Genomic DNA, 18,562 nt, shown 5'->3' with positions numbered 1-18,562 from the left:
TTGTGTAGAAAATGGGGGGGCGCCACATAGGCGGGGTGTTACCGCTGTTAACGGTGGGGGGGGGTGGGGGCGGCCCCGCGGGGGCCGCCCTCACCGCCGTCTCACGCCGTGGCGCCGGGCCCTCGCCGGGGACCCGGCCCGGCGGCGCATGCGGGACCGGTGCGTCACCGGCGGTGTGTGGCCGTCCGGCGCCCGTGTCCCCCTCCGTACCGCCCGTTACCCGTCCGTGCGCACCCGTTGTCCGCCGGCTGCGGCGGACAAGAGTGCGCCGGGCCTGCCCCTGCCCCTGGTCAGCGGACCACGGACTGCCCCATCAGCAGGCGCACGGCCGCCGCGATCGACTCCGCGTCGATCCCCGCGATGTGGAGCTGCTCCTCGGGCGTGGCCGAGCCCGGCATGTTCCGCACCGCCAGCCGGACCAGCCTCGGCACGGGCCGGCCGTCGGCGAAGGCCGAGGCGACCGCGTCGCCGAGGCCGCCCTCGGGCCGGTGGTCCTCGACCGTCATCAGACAGCCCGTGGCGTCCGCCGCCTCCTGGAGCGTCTCCACGTCGACCGGCTCGACCGAGTAGAGGTCGACGACGCGTACCCCGATGCCCTCGGCCTCCGCGAGGTCAGCGGCCCGCAGCGCCTCGTGCACGGTCACTCCGGCGGCGACGACGGTCACCCGGTCCCGCTCCCCCGACCGCAGCACCTTGGAGCCGCCGACGGGGAACTCCTCCCCGGGGCCGTACAGCACCGGGGTCGCGCCCCGGGTGGTGCGCAGATAGCCGATGCCGGGCAGCTCCGCCATGGCGGAGACGAGTCGTACGGTCTGGTTGGCGTCGCACGGGTACAGCACGGTGCTGCCGTGGACCGCGCGGAACATCGCCAGGTCCTCCAGGCCCATCTGGGACGGCCCGTCCTGGCCGATGGCCACCCCGGCGTGCGAGCCGACGAGGTTGATCGCCGTACCGCTCACCGCGGCCATCCTCACGAAGTCATGAGCGCGCGTCAGGAAGGCGGCGAAGGTGGCGGCGTACGGGGTGTATCCGCGGGCCCGCAGGCCCACCGCGGCGGCCACGAGCTGCTGTTCGGCGATGTAGCACTCGAAGAACCGCTCGGGGTGTGCCTTTTCGAAGGCCGCGGTGCGGGTCGAGTCGCCGACCTCGCCGTCGAGGGCGACGACATCCGTACGGCGGGAGGCGAGCGCGGCGAGGGCGTCGCCGAACGCGTCGCGGGTGGCGACCGTGTCGCCGACGGCGTACCGCGGTGTCTCCGGCCGGTCGGCCGCCTTCTCCCGTTCGACGCGGGCCCGCGGGGGCGCGGCCACGTCCACGGTGAGGAAGCGGGGTCCGCCCAGTTCCGCTATCGCCGCCCCGGCGTCGGGCAGTGGTTTGCCGTGGGCTCCCTCGCGGTCGTCGACGGCCGCGACTCCGCGTCCCTTGTGGGTGCGGGCGAGGACCGCGGTGGGCCGCCCGGTCGTCGCCTCCGCCTCGTTCAGGGCCGCGTCGACGGCGCTCACATCGTGTCCGTCGGTCTCGGCGGTGTGCCAGCCGAAGGAGTGGAGCCTGCGGGCGTACGCGTCGAGGTCCCATCCCTGCCGGGTGGGGCCGTGCTGGCCGAGCCGGTTGACGTCGACGATCAGCGTGAGGCGGTCGAGACGCTCGTACGCCGCGTGCTCGACGGCCTCCCAGACCGAGCCCTCGGCCATCTCGCTGTCGCCGCACAGCACCCAGACGCGGTACGGCACCCGGTCCAGCCGCTTGCCCGCCAGCGCCATGCCGACGCCGACGGGAAGCCCCTGCCCGAGCGAGCCGGTGGCCACGTCCACCCACGGCAGACGGGGTGTCGGATGGCCTTCGAGCCGGCTGCCGCGCCGGCGGAACGTGAGCAGTTCCCCGTCGTCGACGACCCCGACCGCGCGGTAGAGCGCGTACAGCAGCGGTGAGGCGTGGCCCTTGGAGAGGATCAGCCGGTCGTTGCCGGGGTTCTCGGGCCGTTCGAAGTCGTAGCGCAGATGGTTGGCCACCAGCACGGCGGCGATGTCGGCGGCGGACATGGACGAGGTCGGATGACCGGATCCGGCCGCGTCGGCGGCGCGCACGGCGTCCACCCGCAGTTGCTGTCCCAGTTCTGCCAGCTGTTCGTATCGCATCTCATCGCTCCTTGCCCGGATCGTCGGCGCCCCGGGGTCCGGGGGGCCCGGAGCGCTCCCGCTCCGGGCCGCCGCCGTTCGCACCGTCCGGGCTGCCTCGTGCGCGGTCCGGACGGACGGCGGACGCGCCGTCCGCGCCACCGGGTACCCGTGAAGGCCCGGGCGACGCGCTGTCCGGCGGGGCCGGCCAACCCGAGCCGGACGGCCCGGCGCGGGGGCACGGTCTCCGGCGGCCGGTCGGTGGCGACACCCGGGCCGGTTGCCGGGGCCACCGGCGGCGCGGTGGTGGCGGCGGTGTGTACGGATACGGCGCGTGGCCCCCGGGAGCGCGTCTCACTCGTACGGCGGGCGGCTCCGTCCCTCGTCGACCACGGGGGCCGAGGGCGGGACGACGACACGCCTGCGCCGGGCGATGCTCGTGAAGGTGACGACTCCGATGAATCCCACGGCCGTCAGGATCAGGCCGATCACGTCGAGGTTGGCGCCCTTCATCTCCCAGTCGGTGGCGAATGTGAGGATCGCTCCCACGGCGATCAGGATGATGCACCCCTCCCAGGCCCATCGGTTCCACCTTCCTGTGGTTCCGGTACCGACTTCCCGTGGTTCCCGGTACGGACGGACGGTTCCCTGCTTCCGGCAGGGACCACCGGCCTCCCGCGGGTACCCGGCGAAGGACGGGTCATGCGGACGGGCGGCACAGGGGCGGGGCGGACGGGCGCCGGGCGAGGGGACCGGCCGGTAGGGGGACCTCCGGGCCGCCCGGATCCGGGCGGGGGGAATCACTCCGGTGCGCGGGCGCGTGACCGGCGGGTCATTTCGGCTGGGTGCGGGCGCGGGCGCCCGCCCGGGTCCGGCCCGCCGAGACCCGCCGGTCCGGGTGGCGGCGCAGATACTCCGCCTCCAGTTCGGCCATCCGGGTGGTGTGGGCAGCGAGGGCGGCCGCCGACCCGTGGAGCAGTGTGTCGTGGCGGCTGCGGTGGATCGTCTCCAGTTCCCGGATCAGCTCGTGCTCGCCGAGGCGGGCGGCCTCGATGCCCCTGGGCTGTTTCTCGGCCTGCGTCATGGCAGCCGTGCTCCCTTCCGTCCGGTGGTGCCCGGGTGTCGCTCACGTCCCGCGGGTACCCGGGGGGGTGCGCACCATCCGGCCCTTCCCGGGAGACATCCGCAACCCGGCTTCCCGGCCGCCGGGCGGCGCGCCCGGCGGCCGTGCGACTCGCGGGGACGCGGCCTTGAGTGGAGGATGAGGGAATCCGGTCCCGGCCGCGTTCCCGCTCCCGGCCCGCCGCCCCGCACCGGGCACCGCCGAGGACATCGCCGAGGACATCGCGCACACCGCGTAGATCTCAGGACACGAGTGTGATGGACAAAGAGACAGGACCGGCCGACGCGCCGGCGACGACATCGAGCGCGGACGTGTTCGGCGCACCGTGCTGGGTCAGCCTCATGGCCCGTGATCTCAAGGCGTCACAGGACTTCTACGGCGCCGTACTGGGGTGGGGCTTCCGCAAGGACAGGCTCGGGGACGAGTTCAGCGTCGCCATGCTCGACGGTGCCCCGGTCGCCGGAATCGGGGCCCTCGCCCCGACGCTGCAGGTCGCGGTGGCCTGGACCCCGTACTTCGCGATCACGGACGCGGACGAGGCCGCCGCCCGGATCAGGGAGCGCAGCGGCACGGTCGCGGTGGGTCCGCTCGCCTTCGCCCTGGGGCGCGGCGCCCTGGCCTCGGACCGCGACGGCGCGGTGTTCGGCATCTGGGAGGGTGCGCTGATCCCCGACTGGCAGTCCGGGCACAAGGACGCGCCCGCGTGGCTGCTGCTGCGGACCCGTAACGCCTTCGACGCGGCGATCTTCTACGGGGAGGTGCTGGAGTGGGCCAGCGGGCGCCCCGGCTGCTGCGATGTGCGCTACGAGAACGACGAGGTGGTGCTCGTCAGCAACGGCCATGTGCTGGCGCGGCTCAGCTCCGGGGCCCTGGGAGAGGCGCCCGATCCCCTGCTGCGGCCCCGCTGGGACGTGCACTTCCCCGTAGACGACGTGGACGCGGTGGCCCGAGCGGCGCTGGAGCACGGCGGGGCGGTCCTGGACCGGCGTACGACGGCCGAGGGGCGTGAGGAGGCCGCGCTGCGGGATCCCGACGGCGCCCTGTTCACCATCACCGGCCGGCTCTGAGGCGCGGGAGGGCAGCCCGGCACTAACGACTACGGTGCCGGGGTCGGGCGCCCGCCCGGGTCACGCGGCGGACGCGCCCGGGCGGGAGCGGCGCCGGACGCTGATGGGCCCGACCGTTCCGGCGCCTGCGCTCCCTCACGTGACGGGAGCGTGCCCCCTCCTGTACCGCGATCCCGCGGTCCGAAACGCGCGGCGGGGAGAACGGGGACGGGCGACGGCGGGACCGGGCGGCGATCACCTCGCGAGGGTGCCGGGCGTGCCCGGCCGGGCCGCCGCCGACCGGGCGGACCGGCCCGCCCGGTCGCACAGCCGCCCGTGACCCGCCCCCGGCCCCCGGTGGCCCGCACGGGAACGGACACACGGCCGCTCGTCAGCGGGAAACCGCCCGTTCGCGCCGCCTGCCGGTCACCCGGTGGCGGACGGCGGCCAGGCGGGGGTACCTCTCCCGTTCCTCGCGGGCGCTGCGGTCCAGCTCCTCCATCAGCCGCAGGGAACGGTGTTCCGGGTCGAGTTCGGCGAGGATGCGGTCGATCTCCGCGAGCAGCGCGCCGTGCAGCTGCCAGTGGCGCGGATGCGCCTGTACGCCGGCGAGGAGCAGCGAGGCCGCGTGCTCGCGCCGGGCCTCCGCCGCCTCCAGCTCCCCCGCCAGCCGCCGCTCAGCCGCCTCGGCGCTCGCGCTGACCTGGGTGGTGACCAGTACGGCGAAGCTGACCAGCGCGTCGGCGACATGGGACAGCAGTTCCTCGACCGCGCGCCCCGCCTCCCGGGGGAAGAGATCCGCGTCACCGCGCTCCTTGGCGAGGTCGGTCATGGTGCGGGCCAGTACCCGCAGCACGACCGCGCAGATCTCCAGGGTGTCCAGGCCGGTCCTGAGCACCACCCGGTTCAGCAGCCCTTCCCTCACCCTGGGGTTGAACCTGAGACTGTCCTCCGCCTGCCGCAGCGCGGCGTCCACGTCGGCGACGTCGTTGTCGAGCCGCCGCGCCTCGTGGAGCCGGGCGGCGGCCGTCTCCACGGAGGTGGGGGTGTGGAGTTCCTCGCCGATGGACAGCAGCAGGCGGCGCATCCGGCGCGAGAGGTCCTCGATGGACTCCCCCGCCGTGCCCACCCAGACGGGCGGCACGAACAGCACGTTGAACAGCAGTCCCACCACCGCGCCGATCAGGGTTTCGAGGACGCGGTCCCACGCGGTGTCGGCCACCCGGGTGACACCGAGGACGAGCATCGCGCTGATCGCGACCTCCGGCACGAACTCGCTCACCCGGACCATGTGACCGACGATCAGCGACGCCAGGATGATCAGCCCGAGGCTCCACCAGCTGAGCCCCACGAGCAGGCTGAAGCCACTGGCGATCAGCACGCCCACGACGACCGAGTTGACCCGCCGGATGCCGGTGGTGAGGGTGGAGTAGAGGGTCACCTGGACCACGAGCAGGGCGGTGAGCGGCGCGGTCAGCGGGGCGGGCTCGTTGCTCAGCCAGAGGGCCGCGGCGTACGCGATGGTCGCCGCAGCGGTCGAACGCAGCGTCTGGACGACGACGGGGTCGCGGTAGTGCCCGCCGATGAACTCGATCACCGACGCGGGGGCCGGCCGGCGCGTCTCAGGCACTGCCCGCGGCGGGGCGCAGTGGACTCATGACTCACGACTGCCCACCGAGCCGTCCGCGGCCACCGGGATCGCGGGATGTTCGGACGAACGCACAAGTTCATGACTCCACCGGCCGAACCGGCCCGGTCGTGCCCCGGTCAGCGGGCGGCGAAGGCCCGCGCGCATCGCGGGCGGCCCCGGGCCCCGGGACGGCACCGTGCGGGGCCCGCAGCGCCGTGCGGCCTCCTCCACGGGCGGGCCGGGTCCCGGGACGGCACCGTGCGGGTCCGTGGGGTGGCGGCTCCCGATGTGCCGCCGGGCGGCCGGGGCGCGAGAGTGGGGGACGACCGCGGGCCCGGTCGGGCGACGCGGGGGGTGGTGCAGGCATGGGTGAAGGAGCCGGGAATGGACCCTGTGGAGGCGCTGAACCGGGTGGCGTTCCTGCTGGAGCGCTCGCGTGCGGAGACCTACCGGGTCCGGGCCTTCCGTGGGGCCGCGGCGGCGCTGGCGGGAAGGTCCGCGCAGGAGATCGCCGGGCTGGCGGGGACGCGGGCGCTGGAGTCGGTCAAGGGCGTCGGCCCCAAGACGGCGAAGGTGGTGCGGGAAGCGCTCGGCGGAGACGTACCGGAGTATCTGCGCCGACTGGAGGAGGAGGCGTCCGCGCCGCTCGCGGAGGGCGGCGGGGAACTGCGGGCGCTGTTGCGCGGGGACTGCCATCTGCACTCGGAGTGGTCCGACGGCGGCAGCCCCATCGAGGAGATGGGGCGCACGGCGATCGCCCTCGGCCACGCGTACGCCGTGCTCACCGACCACTCCCCCCGGCTGACGGTCGCCCGTGGGCTGACCGCCGAGCGGCTGCGCGAGCAGTTGGCGGTCGTGGCGGAACTGAACCTGCGATGGGCCCCCTTCCGGCTGCTGACCGGAATCGAGTGCGACATCCTCCCCGACGGGTCGCTCGACCAGGAACCGGAGCTGCTGGACGAACTCGACGTCGTGGTCGCCTCGGTCCACTCCGAACTGCGCATGGAACCGGCGCGGATGACCCGCCGTATGGTCAAGGCGGTCGAGAATCCGCTGGTCGACATCCTCGGGCACTGCACGGGACGGCTGGTCGTCGCCCGGCAGACCTCGGGCCGGGGCCGCCCGGGCTCCAGCGGGACCCGGCCGGAGTCGCGGTTCGACGCGGCGGAGGTCTTCGCGGCGTGCGCCGCCTCCGGTACGGCCGTGGAGATCAACAGCAGACCCGAGCGGCTCGACCCGCCGATGCGGCTGCTCTCCCTCGCCGTGGAGGCCGGGGTCCGTTTCTCCATCGACACGGACGCGCACGCACCGGGCCAGCTCGACTGGCAGATCATCGGCTGCGCCCGCGCGGAGCGCGCCGGGGTGCCGCCCGAGCGGGTCGTCAACACCTGGAGCGCGGACGAGCTGCTCGCCTGGACAAAGACGGCACCGGCCACACCGTGAGCGCGAGGCGGCCGGCCCGCCGGGCGCGCGGCCGGCCGGCACCCGCCGTCACAACGGCTCGCGCGGCGTCCGCGTCCGCTCCGACCTCGCGGGCGGGCCACAGCTCCTCCCTCGCGCTCCACCGGGCCCCGCCGACGCAGACAGGACCGGCACCGGGCCCTGCGGGACGGCTCGTCCGCGGTGCCGGGGCGGCCCGTCCTGCGGCGCGCGTCCGGCCCCGCCGGTGACCGGCGGGGGGGCCGGGCCGCGTCCCGGGAGGACGGGGCCGCCGCGCGGCCGCTCACGCCTCGCCCGACCGCTTCAGGACACCGATCTTGTCGATCCTGTGCTCCGGGTTGTTGTTCCCGTCCCGCCAGAAGTTCCCCGCCGCGTCGTCCTCGGGCGTCGCACAGGTCGAGATCGTGATCATCGCCCGCGTGGCCGGCTCTCCGGGATGCCCGGGGACCGCCGCGCGCTGTTCGGCGAGCGAGCGTGCGGAGCGGAAGGAGGTCCAGCGCGTCCCGGTGATCTCGTACTCGTGGAACCGGCCGCCGAGGACGACGGTCACGCGGTCGCCCTCGCGCAGGGCGGGCAGATCGCGCAGGGGCCCGCCCGCGGAGAGCCGGTGGGCGGTGACCAGGTAGTTCCCGATCTCGCCGGGCCCCGTGCCGCCCCTGGCCCCGTAGGGGCTGGCGGCGACGCCGCGGTCCTGGATCCGGGTGCCGGCGCGGTCGTCGGTGGTGCCCTCGTACGGGACCACGCGCAGGTTCTCCACCCCGATGGCCGGGATGGACATCGTCGCGCTCTCGGTGCGGGGATCGGTTCCGCGTGACACATCGGGACCGGCGCGCGCCTCCGGGGCGGCGGAGAGCGGGGGACGCGCCGGTCCGGGTACCCCGGAGGAAACCGCCGAGGGGGGCCTGGCGTCCACGGCATCGCCTCCCCCGCTGCCGGTGCAGGCGGTGAGGAGGGCGGTCAGCGCTCCGGCGAGCGCGAGGGGAACTGCTCGGGACAGGTCCATGAGCGGTCCGCATCGTCGGCCGGGTGAGCATCGGACGTGACACCAGGGAAGCACAGCCGCGCGGCCGGCGCCTCCCTTGTCGGGAAAGCCCGGCGGAACAGGCGTTCCCCGCGCCCGCGGCGCCGGGACTCCGTAGGGTCGTCCGGGTACGCGGTACGCACGGGAGCCGGGAGGCGTGGAGGCTGCATGGCCGGGAGAAAAGAGCGATCGGCGGCGACATTGTCCAAGTCCGTCTACGAGAAGGAGCTTTTCAGGCTCCAGACGGAGCTGGTGAAGCTCCAGGAGTGGGTGCGCGCGGAAGGCGCCCGGCTCGTCGTCGTGTTCGAGGGACGGGACGCCGCGGGCAAGGGCGGCACCATCAAGCGCGTGGCGGAGTATCTCAATCCGCGTGTCGCACGGATCACCGCACTGCCCAAGCCCACGGAGCGCGAGCGCAGTCAGTGGTACTTCCAGCGGTACGTGGAGCATCTGCCGGCGGCCGGGGAGATCGTCCTGTTCGACCGCAGCTGGTACAACCGGGCCGGTGTCGAGCATGTGATGGGCTTCTGCACCCAGGAGGAGCACCGGAGGTTCCTGCACCAGTGCCCCATCTTCGAGCGGATGCTCGTGGAGGACGGGATCCTGCTGCGCAAGTACTGGTTCTCGGTGAGCGACGCCGTGCAGGAGGAGCGGTTCCGGCGGCGGGTGGGGGATCCGACGCGCCGGTGGAAGCTGTCGCCGATGGATCTGCAGTCCATCACCCGCTGGGAGGCGTACTCACGGGCGAAGGACGAGATGCTGGTGCATACGGACATCGCCGAGGCGCCCTGGTACGTCGTGGAGAGCGACAACAAGCGGCGGGCGCGGCTCAATATGATCGCTCATCTGCTCGGGTCGGTCCCGTACTACGAGGTGCCGCCGCCGGTGATCGAGTTCCCGGAGCGACCGCCGTCCACGGGGTACGTCCGGCCGCCCAAGGACCTCCAGACCTATGTTCCCGACCATGCGGCCGGGTTCGTGAAGTGACGGGGTGACAGCACACGGCCGGGCCCGCCGCGGGAATGCGGCGGGCCCGGCGTGTGCCGTCCGGTGATGAGGGCGCTCGTCACCGGACGGGCCGTCATGTCCGTCATGCGTGGGGGACGACCGCCACGGGTGAGGTGGCGTGGTGCAGTAGGGCGTGGGCCACGGACCCGATCCGGCCGCCGAAGGGCGCGCGCCGGATACGGCGGCCCACGACCAGCAGGGACGCGTCCTTCGCGGCCTCCACGAGGAGGTCGACCGCCTTGCCGATCGACGCCTCCTCGACGACGGGGAGGTCCGGGTGCTTCTCCCGCCAGGGCGCGAGCACCTGCTTGAGGGTGGCGGTCTCCTGCTTGGCGAGTTCGGCGTCGAGCACGGGGTCGGGCGGCAGTCCGTAGGCGAAGTACGGCGGCAGGCTCCAGGCGTGGACGACCCGCAGGGTGGTGCCCCGGCGGACGGCCGCCTCGAAGGCGAACGCGATCTGCGCGTCGTCGGGTTCATTGGCGTCGAGCCCGAGGACGACCGGCCCGTCCGTGGTCACGGGCTCGGTGTCCGACTGCGACCCGGGAGCCCGGACGAACACGACGGGGCTCTTGGCGCCCGCGAGGACGGCCTGTCCGACGGAGCCGACGAGGAAGCCGCTCAGACCGCTGAGACCGCGGGAGCCGAGGACGAGCAGCGCGGACTCCTCGGCGACCGACGGCAGGACGTCGCCGGGGCGGCCGGTGAGCTGGTCGATGCCGACATCCAGTTCGGGGTGGCGGTTCCGCAGGTCACGGGCCGCCTCACGGGGGATCTTCTCGGACCAGTGCTGCTGGGTCTCGACGCCGAGGAGGGTCGCCCGGGCGGCCATCGGCACGGGCTCCCAGACGTTGACCAGTTTCAGCGGCAGACCGCGCAACGTGGCTTCACGGGCCGCCCACTCGGCGGCGGCCAGGCTCTCGCGGGAGCCGTCGAGGCCGACAGTCACGGTGCTGGGCATGGTGCACTCCTCCTGGACGCGGGCGGGATCGTCGGTGATCCCTCTTCCAGGATGGGCGCCCGGTGGCGCGGGTGCGCAGGGCCACAGGTCCCCGGCCCCCGGCCACAGGTCCCCCGCCCGGGGACCGACCGGCCCTGGCCCAAGGCCCCGGCGGCGAGCGCGGGAGTCCGCCGACCGGGTGATTCCCCGGCCGGTCCGGGACGGTCCGCGGGGCGTGCGCCGGCCCGGCCCTCCGGGGAAGGGGGCCGGGCCGGCGGTGCCGAAACGGCGGTGTCAGCGCGGGATGAAGACCGGCTTGAGGTGGGTGAAGAACACGATGCCGTCGCCCGCGCCCTCGTACTCCCCGCGTCCGCTGTTCTTGCGTCCGCCGCCCGGTACGTGGTGGTCCCCGACGGAGGTCGGCAAGTTGATGCCGACGCGGCCCGCGTCGACCGCGGCGGCGAAGCGCCGGGCCCGGTCGGTGTCCTCGGTGAAGACCGCCGCGCACAGGCCGTACGAGGTGGCGTTGGCGAGGCGGATCGCGTCGTCGAGACCGGTCGCGGAGAGAAGCGAGACGACGGGTCCGAAGACCTCCTGCTGGACGAGCGGCGAGTCCGGGTCGGGGCGTTCGACGACGGTGGGCTCGATGTAGTAGCCGTTCGCCCCGCCGTCGCCCGTCCAGGCGCCGCCGCCCACGAGGACGGTTCCGGTGAGGGCGTCGTCGGTCAGATAGGAGAGCACCTTGTCGTACTGGGCCTTCGAGCTGACCGGTCCCATGTCGGTGGCGGCCGAGAGTCCGTCCCCCACCCGGACCTGCTTGGTCCGGGCGACGAAGCGGTCCCGGAACTCGTCGAAGACCGGCTCCTCGACGATGATCCGGCTGGTCGCGATGCACCACTGCCCCGCGGCCGTGTAGGACGCCGCCACGGCGGCGTCGAGCGCGCGGTCCAGATCGGCGTCGGCGAGGATCACGAGGGGGTTCTTGCCGCCCATCTCGACCTGTACCTTCACGTCCCGGCCACCGGTGTCGCGGGAGACGGCGAGGCCGACGCGGGTGGAGCCCGTGAACGAGACGGCGCCCACCTCCGGGGCGTCCACCAGCGGGCGGCCCGCTTCCTCGCCGGTGCCGTACACCAGGTTGAGGACGCCGGGCGGCAGGCCGGCCTCCATCAGGGCGGCCGCCGTCATCTCGGCGGTCACCGGGGTGAGTTCGGACGGCTTGATCACCACCGCGTTGCCGGCCACCAGGGCCGGAACGGTTTTGCGGACGACCGCGCTGAAGGGGTAGTTCCAGGGGGTGATGAGCGCGGCGACGCCGACCGGGGAGCGGGTCATCTCGACGTCGAGGCCGGAGGGGAGCGACATCTCGCCGTGGAGGAGTCCGGGTGCGATCTCCAGCTGGTACGCGGTCGCCGCGAGGGCCCGGGCGATCTCGCCCTCGCACTCGGTGAGCGTCTTCCCCGACTCCAGCACATCGGCCGTGGCGAGTTCGGCGGCGCGCTCCCGGAGGAGATCGAGCGCGCGGCCGATGATCTCGATCCGCTCGCGTACGTCGGTGGCCGCCCAGCCGGGCGCGGCCGCCGTCGCCGCGGCGATCGCGTCGGCGACGTCCTCGGCCGAGGAGGCCGGGCAGGTGGCGACCGTACGGCCGGTGTCCGCCGGGTTCTCACGGGCGATCGTGAGCCCGGACCCGGCGGGCCGCCAGGAGCCGCCGATCAGATTCTGTACATGCCGGATGCCTTCGGTAGCGGTTCCCATGACGTCAGCCTTCCCTGTCTGCGCGTGTGATGTCGATGTCTTTCATACGAAGGAGCCCTAACTGTTCACCAGCCATATGCCGCATTCAAGAGCTCGGTCGCGGTCATGGCCCTTCGACGGGGTCCGGTATTAGGGAGTGTGATTAACCATTGAGGGGCGGACCCGCCGAGGGCCGGCCGGTGGGTGCCGGGCCGGCGGAGGCGGACGCGGCGGGGGTCCCTTCGGCGGGTGCCGGATCTCCGGATGCCGTGTCGGCGGGTGCTGCGTCCGCCGCGGGTGCCGTACCGGCCGCGGTGCGCGGGGCGTACGCCGCCAGCACGAGGGTGCCGAGGAGTTCGGCCCGGCCACCGAGCGGCGAGGGCACGAGGTAGTCGTCGAGGGACGCCACCACCGCGGCGACACCGGGATCGTCGCCCAGCCGTAGAGCGGTGGCCTCCCGCAGGGCGGGGAGCATGCCGGCCACCGCCATGACGGCTCCCGCGACGACGATCCGTTCCGGGGACAGAAGATAGGTCAGCGCGGTGGTGAGCTGCGCCAGGTACCAGGCCTCCAGCCGGACCGCCTCCTCCGGCAGCCGGACGGGGTCCGCACCCGGCGGGGACGGAGGCAGCCCGAGGCGTGCCGCGATCGCCCCGGACTTCGCCAGGCCCTCCAGGCAGTCGTGGTGGTGCCGGCAGCGGCTGACCACCTCGTCGGACGGATGGCGGGCCACGGGGAGATGGCCCATCTCGGGGTGCGCGCGGCCGTGCACCGGACGCCCGCCCACGACCGCGCCCGCCCCGAGTCCGGTGCCGACCGTGAGATACGTGACGCTCCCGCGCCCCCGGCCCGCGCCCACCGACCACTCGGCCACGGCGGCGCTGTTGACGTCCGTGTCGAGCACGACGGGTACCGCGAGCGTCCGCCGTACCGCGCCGACCAGGTCGTACCCCTGCCAGTCGGTCATCAGCGTCGAGGTCACCCGGCCGTGGTCCGCGCCCCCGGGGCGAAGGCCCAGCGGCCCGAAGCAGGACAGGCCGAGCGCGGTGATCGCGCCGAACCGCTCCTGCTGCGCGGCCAGATGCCGGGTCACCCGGTCCAGGGTCTCGTCCGGTGAGGTGACCGGGAACTCCGCGCTGTGGCGGACGTCCTCCGGTCCCGTGCCGATCGCACACCGGACCTGGGTGCGTCCGATCGCCATCCCTGCGTACATCAGCGCTCCTCGGGCTTCTCGGGCTTCTCGGAAGCCGTGGCGGGTGTGACGGGCGCCCCGGCATCGGGGTCCCAGTGCGGGCGCGCCAGCGAGAAGACCTCGCCGAGCCGCGCGTACGACGAACCGGCCAGCCGGCAGACGGGCGCGAGGAGCCGGGGGGAGACACGGCCCTCGTGCCAGACGGAGGGGTCGACATGGATGTGCACGACCTCCCCGATGACGAGCGTCGCGCCGCCGATCTCGATCTCGCGGGCCAGGCGGCACTCCAGGTGGGCCTTCGCCTCGGCCACGCGCGGCGCGGTCACCCGTACCGACGGCCGTGCCGTCAGCCCCGCCCAGCGGAACTCGTCCTCGGCCGGCGGGAAGTCGGCCGAGGTGAGGTTCATGGCCTCGGCAAGATCCTCGGAAACGGTGTTGACCACGAAGTCCCCGGACGCGCGGATGTTGCGCAGGGTGTCCCGCACATCGGTGGCGCTGAAGAGAACGTGCGGCGGATCGTGGGCGACGAGGTTGAAGAACGAGTGCGGGGCGACGTTCGGGACGCCGTCCGGGCCCCGCGTGGAGACCCAGGCGATGGGGCGCGGCACGACCAGACCGGTCAGCAGCCGGTAGGTCTCGCGGTGCGGCCAGGAGCCCGGATCGAGTTCGAGCGGCGCGTCCAGCCGCCGGGGTACGGGGCCGCCGGTGGAATCCTTCATGATCGGCCACCCGATCTGTGAGTACCATTGGCGCGCTCATCTGTCGCGCGTGAGGAGGTGGGGACCATGTTGGTCGAGCGCCGTACCTTCGCCAAGGCCGACCCGTCGATGGTCCGCGCCATCAACCAGCGTTCCGTCATCGACGCGATCCAGCACCACGGTGTGCTGTCGCGGTCGCAGGTCTCGCGGGTGGTCGGGCTGTCCAAGCCGACCGTCTCGCAGGTGTTCACGGATCTCGTCTCCGCGGGACTGATCCGCGAAGCGGGTTCCACCCAGGGGAACCAGGGTCCGAAGGCCGTTCTGTACGAGGTCAACAACGAGGCCGCCTGGGTCGTCGGAATCGACGTGGGACGCCGCTGGGTGCGCGCGGCGCTCGCCGATCTGTCGGGCACCATCGTCGCCCGCCACGACGAGCGGGTCCGGCTGCGCAGCAACCAGACGCTGCTCGACCAGATAGGGGCGATCACACGGACCGTGATGCGGGAGAAGGGCGTCGGCTGGGGGCAGGTCAACCAGGTGACCGTGGGCAGTCCCGGCGTCGTCGACCCCGCGCGCGGGCTGGTGATGCTGGCCGCGAATCTGCCCGGCTGGGAGCGCCAGGGCATCGTCGAGGAGATCCGGGCGCAGTTCGAGACCAACGTCGACATCGAGAACGACGTCAATCTCGCGGCACTGGGCGAGTTGTGGAAGGGGTACGGCCGCCAGTGCGACAACTTCGCGTACTTGTCGGTCGGTACGGGGGTGGGCCTCGGCCTGGTGATCGACGGCAGGCTGCACCGGGGCGCCCGCGGGCTCGCCGGGGAGATCGGGTATCTGCCGATCGCCCTGGACGGCGCGGCGGAGAGCGGTCCACCGTGGCGCGGCTGGTTCGCGAGCCCCGCCGTGGCCGACGCGATCGCCCGCCTGGGCACGGCGCGCGGGGTGGAGCGCCCGATGACGCTGCGCGCGGTCTTCTCGCTGGCGCGCAAGGGCGATCCGCTGGCCCGTGAGGTCGTCGAGACGGAGGCGCGGCTGCTGGCGCGTGCGGTGTCCACCGTCGCGGCCGTGGTCGACCCGGAGGTCGTCGTCCTCGGCGGCGGTGTGGGCCACAACGGGGATCTGCTGATGCATCCGATCGAAACGGCGCTGCGGTCGCTGACACCGCTGTCGATCCAGGTCGTGAACTCGATGCTGGGCACGGACGCGGTGCTCCACGGCGCGGTGGGCAGCGCGGTGTCCGCGGCCTGGGACCGGCTGCTCGCCGAGCCCCCGGCCGTCTCGGCACCGTCTCCCGGCACGGCGGCACCGAGCGCCTGAACCGCGCCCTTCGTCCCCCGGCCGACCGCGGTCCGGCCCGGGGTGCCGGGTGACCGGGTGCCGGACGACCGGGTGCCGGGTGACCGGGTGCCGGACGACCGGCCCGAGGGGCCGGGTGTCCCCTCCGGGGTCCAGCGCGGCCCGTCCGCGCGCGGCGGTACGGGTGACGGAGCGCCGGGCGACCGGCCCGGGCCGCCTCGTGGCCCGTCCGCGCGCGCCGGGGCTGGTGCGGCCGGGCCGCCGCCCGCACCCGGCGCCGTTCGAAGGCCGGTGTCCGGGTCCACGGGCGCCCTGCCGCCCGGACACTCCCCCGGCCGGACCGGGCCCGCGTGCCCCGACGGCCCGGGGCCGAACCACTGGGGCGGGCGCGCGGACGGCCGCGGCCCCGGTACGCGGCCCGGCGGACGGAGGAACCCCCTGCGGGCGGGGCCGGGTGGTCCGCCGGCGGGGAGCCCCGGGGCGTTCCGGCGGGACGGCACGCCCGGGGTGCGGCTCGGCGCCCGGGCGGGGCGCGTGTCCGCACGGGATCTCACCCTCCGGCAGAGGGTGAGACCGCGGCGGCCGGTGCCGCTCGGCATCACTCCGGTGGACGTCGAGATCCGGATCCGGATCCGGATCCGGGTCCCTGTCCGCGTCCCTGTCGGTGTTCGTGTCCGGGTCCCGGCGGGCCCGGGGCCGCCCCCGGCCGCGCGGGCGTCCGCCGCGGGCCCGTCGGCGCTCACGCCTGGCCTTCCTCGACCGCGGTGCCGTTCAGCGGGGCGGTGCGCCCCGCCGTGGCTGCCCCGGCGGCGGGCCGGGCCGCCGCGAAGGCCGCGGCGACGCGTGCCTCCGCGCCCGGTTCCGCCTCCTCCAGCGTCGCCAGTCCCCACAGCGCCGCGCCCAGGACCGGCGGCGACGTCAGTACGCGGATGAGCGCGCGCGGCGCGACGGAGGCCACGCCCTCCCGTACGCCGCCGAGAAACCCGGGGTCGCCGGAATTGAAGAGTCCGCCGCCGAGGACGACCGGCACCTCCACGTCGTCGAGCCGCAGGCGGCGTACGGCCGTGGCCACGTAGGTGACGATCTCGTCGACGATCTGGTCGAGCAGTTCACGCGCGACCGCGTCACCGTCGGCCGCCGCCCGGAAGACGGTCGGCGCGAGGGCGAAGAGCTGGCGTTCCTCGATCCGGGAGGTGTAGACGGCCTCGGCGACGGCCATCGGGGTCGGCAGCCCGTAGTAGGCGGGCACGGTCTGTTCGAGGACCGTGCCCCGGCCGCGTCCGTCCGCCGCGCGCACGGCCTGGCCGAGGGCGCGTACCCCCAGCCACCGTCCGCCCGCGACCCAGTCGCCGGATATCCGGCCGAGGGCCGGAAACCTCAGCCGCCGCCCGTCCGGGGCGACTCCCACGCAGTTGAGGCCGGTGCCCGCGCCGACGGCGACGCCCCACTTCTCCGGGCATCCGGCCCACAGCACCGAGAAGGCGTCGTTGTCGAGCACGAACGAGTCGGTGAGCCCCTCCGCGCGCAGGGCGGCACCGACCCGGCGGTCGTCGACCGGCAGGTCGATCCCGGCGAGGCAGAAGACGCCGACGCGCGCGAGCGGCACACCGGAATCGGGGGCGGGACCCGGCGGATCCGGCGGCCCGATGTGCGGTCCGCACGGGGCCTCGGGGTTCTTCGGCCCGCCGGCGGCACCGGCGGCGGCGTGCGCCCGCAGCATCGCCACGCCTTCCCTGAGGGCGCGCATGGCCCCCTGCAGCCCGAGCCGCTGGTGGGAGGAGCCCGGCCCGCGCACCGCGGCGATGAGTGTGCCGTCGGCCGCCACCAGCGCCAGGTCGGTCTTGGAGTTTCCGCCGTCCACCGCGAGGACGGCCGCCTTCGTGATCGTGTCCCGTGTCACCTGTGCCCCGTCGTCCCGAGTCCCGCCGATCCCTGTCATCGACGACTATAGTAAGGGATCATAACTATCTACAGTGTTTGCAGCCAGCAAAGAGGAGTGATCTGCATGACGGTCAAGATCGCCGTGATCGGCGGGGCCAGCACCTACACACCCGAGCTCGTCGACGGCCTCGCCCGGTTCGGGGACCGGATCCGGGTCGGCGAGGTGGCCCTGCACGACATCGCCGCCGACCGGCTGGAGACCGTCGCCGGGGTCGCGGGCCGGATCCTGCGGCGGCACGGCTGGGAGGGCCGGCTCACCACGACCACGAGCGTCCCGGAGGCGGTCGAGGGCGCGGACTTCGTCGTCGTACAGCTGCGGGTCGGCGGCCAGGACGCCCGGCTGCTCGACGAGACCATCCCTCTCTCCGAGGGCCGGATCGGCCAGGAGACCACCGGCGCGGGCGGGTTCGCCAAGGCGCTGCGGACCGTCCCCGTCGTGCTGGACCTGGCCCGGCAGGTGGCCCGGCACGCCGCCCCCGGCGCCTGGATCGTGGACTTCACCAACCCCGTCGGCATCGTGACCCAGGCGCTGCTGGACGCCGGGCACCGGGCGATCGGGCTGTGCAATGTGGCGATCGGGCTCCAGCGCCGGTTCGCCGGGCTGCTCGGCGTCGACCCCGGCCGGGTGGAGCTGGAGCACGTCGGCCTCAACCACCTCACCTGGGAGCGCGCGGTCCGCGTGGACGGCCGGGACGTCCTGCCGGAGCTGCTCGGCGCGCACGGCGACACGCTCGCCGCGCACCTGGAGCTGCCGCGCGACCTGCTCGACGACCTCGGCGCGGTGCCGTCCCGCTATCTGCGGTTCTACTACCGCACCGCGGATGTGCTGGCCGCGCAGCGGGCGGGCGCCGTCCGCGCGCGCGAGGTGATGCGCATCGAACGGGAACTCCTGGAGCTCTACCGGGACCCGTCCCTCGACACCAAGCCCGGCCTGCTCACCCGCCGCGGAGGCAGCCACTACAGCGAGGCGGCGGTGCAGCTCATCGCCTCGCTGCACGACGACCGCGGCGATGTACAGGCGGTCAACATCCGCAACGAGGGCGCCGTCCCCGGACTGCCGGACGACGCGGTGGTGGAGGTGTCGGCGCGCATCGGGGCGAACGGCGCAACCCCGATCGGCACCCGGCCGCTGCCGCCCGAGCTGCTGGGGCTCGTCCAGCAGGTCAAGGCGTACGAGCGGCTCACCGTGGCCGCCGCCCTGACCGGCGACCGGCGCACCGCGCGCCTCGCGCTGATGACCAACCCCCTGGTCGGGGAGCGGGCGGCGGCCGTCGCCCTGCTCGACGCCCTCCTGACGGAGCACCGCGGCGACCTGCCCCCGGTCTGGAGTGCGTAAGAGGCGCGGGAAGGACACAGCTTTGTAAGCACCCCTACCTATC

The 18,562-nt window shown here is 74.2% G+C and carries 14 protein-coding genes and 1 pseudogene; 5 read left to right on the top strand and 10 right to left on the bottom strand.

Annotated features, from left to right (window positions below; translation table 11 throughout):
- Positions 1-290 precede the first annotated feature (290 nt).
- From ACFYT4_RS15120 to ACFYT4_RS15110, 3 genes and pseudogenes are all read right to left on the bottom strand, one after another.
- Positions 291-2,135: a transketolase gene (locus tag ACFYT4_RS15120; RefSeq protein ID WP_389268379.1), complete on the bottom strand. Its 1,845-nt coding sequence runs from the start codon at positions 2,133-2,135 to the stop codon at positions 291-293.
- Between the two features lie 333 nt (positions 2,136-2,468).
- Positions 2,469-2,697, bottom strand: a pseudogene (locus ACFYT4_RS15115) (DUF6458 family protein).
- 249 nt (positions 2,698-2,946) lie between these two features.
- Complete coding sequence (locus ACFYT4_RS15110; RefSeq protein ID WP_389268377.1) at positions 2,947-3,198, bottom strand: DUF6158 family protein; 252 nt, start codon at positions 3,196-3,198, stop codon at positions 2,947-2,949.
- Positions 3,199-3,494: 296 nt separating this feature from the next.
- Between ACFYT4_RS15110 and ACFYT4_RS15105 the strand changes: the two genes are divergently transcribed.
- Complete coding sequence (locus ACFYT4_RS15105; protein WP_389268375.1) at positions 3,495-4,304, top strand: VOC family protein; 810 nt, start codon at positions 3,495-3,497, stop codon at positions 4,302-4,304.
- Between the two features lie 370 nt (positions 4,305-4,674).
- Here ACFYT4_RS15105 and ACFYT4_RS15100 read toward each other — a convergent pair whose 3' ends face one another.
- Positions 4,675-5,913 carry an aromatic acid exporter family protein gene (locus tag ACFYT4_RS15100; RefSeq protein WP_389268373.1) on the bottom strand — a complete coding sequence of 413 codons (1,239 nt, stop codon included), beginning with the start codon at positions 5,911-5,913 and terminating at the stop codon, positions 4,675-4,677.
- A 384-nt stretch (positions 5,914-6,297) separates the two neighbouring features.
- Here ACFYT4_RS15100 and ACFYT4_RS15095 point away from each other — a divergent pair, with 384 nt between their 5' ends.
- Positions 6,298-7,356: a PHP domain-containing protein gene (locus tag ACFYT4_RS15095; protein WP_389268371.1), complete on the top strand. Its 1,059-nt coding sequence runs from the start codon at positions 6,298-6,300 to the stop codon at positions 7,354-7,356.
- A 280-nt stretch (positions 7,357-7,636) separates the two neighbouring features.
- Here ACFYT4_RS15095 and ACFYT4_RS15090 read toward each other — a convergent pair whose 3' ends face one another.
- Positions 7,637-8,356: a class E sortase gene (locus ACFYT4_RS15090; RefSeq protein WP_389268369.1), complete on the bottom strand. Its 720-nt coding sequence runs from the start codon at positions 8,354-8,356 to the stop codon at positions 7,637-7,639.
- A gap of 186 nt (positions 8,357-8,542) precedes the next feature.
- On the opposite strand from ACFYT4_RS15090, the gene ppk2 reads away from it, so the two are divergent.
- Positions 8,543-9,361, top strand: a complete 819-nt coding sequence (ppk2, locus tag ACFYT4_RS15085; RefSeq protein WP_389268367.1) for a polyphosphate kinase 2 — start codon at positions 8,543-8,545, stop codon at positions 9,359-9,361.
- 103 nt (positions 9,362-9,464) lie between these two features.
- Here the strand turns inward: ppk2 and ACFYT4_RS15080 are convergent, their stop codons facing one another.
- From ACFYT4_RS15080 to ACFYT4_RS15065, 4 genes are all read right to left on the bottom strand, one after another.
- The gene (locus ACFYT4_RS15080) at positions 9,465-10,340 is read right to left on the bottom strand and encodes a universal stress protein (RefSeq protein ID WP_389268365.1); all 876 of its coding nucleotides are present in this window, start codon (positions 10,338-10,340) and stop codon (positions 9,465-9,467) included.
- A 273-nt stretch (positions 10,341-10,613) separates the two neighbouring features.
- Complete coding sequence (locus ACFYT4_RS15075) at positions 10,614-12,077, bottom strand: aldehyde dehydrogenase family protein (RefSeq protein ID WP_389268363.1); 1,464 nt, start codon at positions 12,075-12,077, stop codon at positions 10,614-10,616.
- 142 nt (positions 12,078-12,219) lie between these two features.
- Complete coding sequence (locus ACFYT4_RS15070; RefSeq protein ID WP_389268361.1) at positions 12,220-13,269, bottom strand: ROK family protein; 1,050 nt, start codon at positions 13,267-13,269, stop codon at positions 12,220-12,222.
- Positions 13,269-13,967, bottom strand: a complete 699-nt coding sequence (locus ACFYT4_RS15065) for a flavin reductase family protein (RefSeq protein WP_389268359.1) — start codon at positions 13,965-13,967, stop codon at positions 13,269-13,271. The genes ACFYT4_RS15070 and ACFYT4_RS15065 overlap by 1 nt, the downstream gene beginning before the upstream one ends.
- A gap of 66 nt (positions 13,968-14,033) precedes the next feature.
- Here ACFYT4_RS15065 and ACFYT4_RS15060 point away from each other — a divergent pair, with 66 nt between their 5' ends.
- On the top strand, positions 14,034-15,263 hold the full coding sequence (locus tag ACFYT4_RS15060; RefSeq protein WP_389268357.1) for an ROK family transcriptional regulator: 1,230 nt from the start codon (positions 14,034-14,036) through the stop codon (positions 15,261-15,263).
- 718 nt (positions 15,264-15,981) lie between these two features.
- Here ACFYT4_RS15060 and ACFYT4_RS15055 read toward each other — a convergent pair.
- Positions 15,982-17,181, bottom strand: coding sequence for an N-acetylglucosamine kinase (locus ACFYT4_RS15055; RefSeq protein ID WP_389268355.1), 1,200 nt, complete (start codon positions 17,179-17,181; stop codon positions 15,982-15,984).
- Positions 17,182-17,247: 66 nt separating this feature from the next.
- Between ACFYT4_RS15055 and ACFYT4_RS15050 the strand changes: the two genes are divergently transcribed.
- Positions 17,248-18,519 (top strand): 6-phospho-beta-glucosidase, encoded by a 1,272-nt coding sequence (locus tag ACFYT4_RS15050; RefSeq protein ID WP_389268353.1) that lies wholly within the window; start codon positions 17,248-17,250, stop codon positions 18,517-18,519.
- Positions 18,520-18,562: the final 43 nt, after the last annotated feature.

This window comes from Streptomyces sp. NPDC004609 (genome assembly GCF_042873655.1).
Lineage (GTDB): Bacteria > Actinomycetota > Actinomycetes > Streptomycetales > Streptomycetaceae > Streptomyces.
This window is presented reverse-complemented; position numbering and strand designations above follow the sequence as displayed.

Coding starts and splice junctions, on each gene's coding strand:
- ACFYT4_RS15120 (WP_389268379.1), bottom strand. CDS start 2,135: ATGCGATACGAACAGCTGGCAGAACTGGGACAGCAACTGCGGGTGGAC.
- ACFYT4_RS15110 (WP_389268377.1), bottom strand. CDS start 3,198: ATGACGCAGGCCGAGAAACAGCCCAGGGGCATCGAGGCCGCCCGCCTC.
- ACFYT4_RS15105 (WP_389268375.1), top strand. CDS start 3,495: ATGGACAAAGAGACAGGACCGGCCGACGCGCCGGCGACGACATCGAGC.
- ACFYT4_RS15095 (WP_389268371.1), top strand. CDS start 6,298: ATGGACCCTGTGGAGGCGCTGAACCGGGTGGCGTTCCTGCTGGAGCGC.
- ACFYT4_RS15090 (WP_389268369.1), bottom strand. CDS start 8,356: ATGGACCTGTCCCGAGCAGTTCCCCTCGCGCTCGCCGGAGCGCTGACC.
- ppk2 (WP_389268367.1), top strand. CDS start 8,543: ATGGCCGGGAGAAAAGAGCGATCGGCGGCGACATTGTCCAAGTCCGTC.
- ACFYT4_RS15080 (WP_389268365.1), bottom strand. CDS start 10,340: ATGCCCAGCACCGTGACTGTCGGCCTCGACGGCTCCCGCGAGAGCCTG.
- ACFYT4_RS15075 (WP_389268363.1), bottom strand. CDS start 12,077: ATGGGAACCGCTACCGAAGGCATCCGGCATGTACAGAATCTGATCGGC.
- ACFYT4_RS15070 (WP_389268361.1), bottom strand. CDS start 13,269: ATGTACGCAGGGATGGCGATCGGACGCACCCAGGTCCGGTGTGCGATC.
- ACFYT4_RS15065 (WP_389268359.1), bottom strand. CDS start 13,967: ATGAAGGATTCCACCGGCGGCCCCGTACCCCGGCGGCTGGACGCGCCG.
- ACFYT4_RS15060 (WP_389268357.1), top strand. CDS start 14,034: ATGTTGGTCGAGCGCCGTACCTTCGCCAAGGCCGACCCGTCGATGGTC.
- ACFYT4_RS15055 (WP_389268355.1), bottom strand. CDS start 17,181: ATGACAGGGATCGGCGGGACTCGGGACGACGGGGCACAGGTGACACGG.
- ACFYT4_RS15050 (WP_389268353.1), top strand. CDS start 17,248: ATGACGGTCAAGATCGCCGTGATCGGCGGGGCCAGCACCTACACACCC.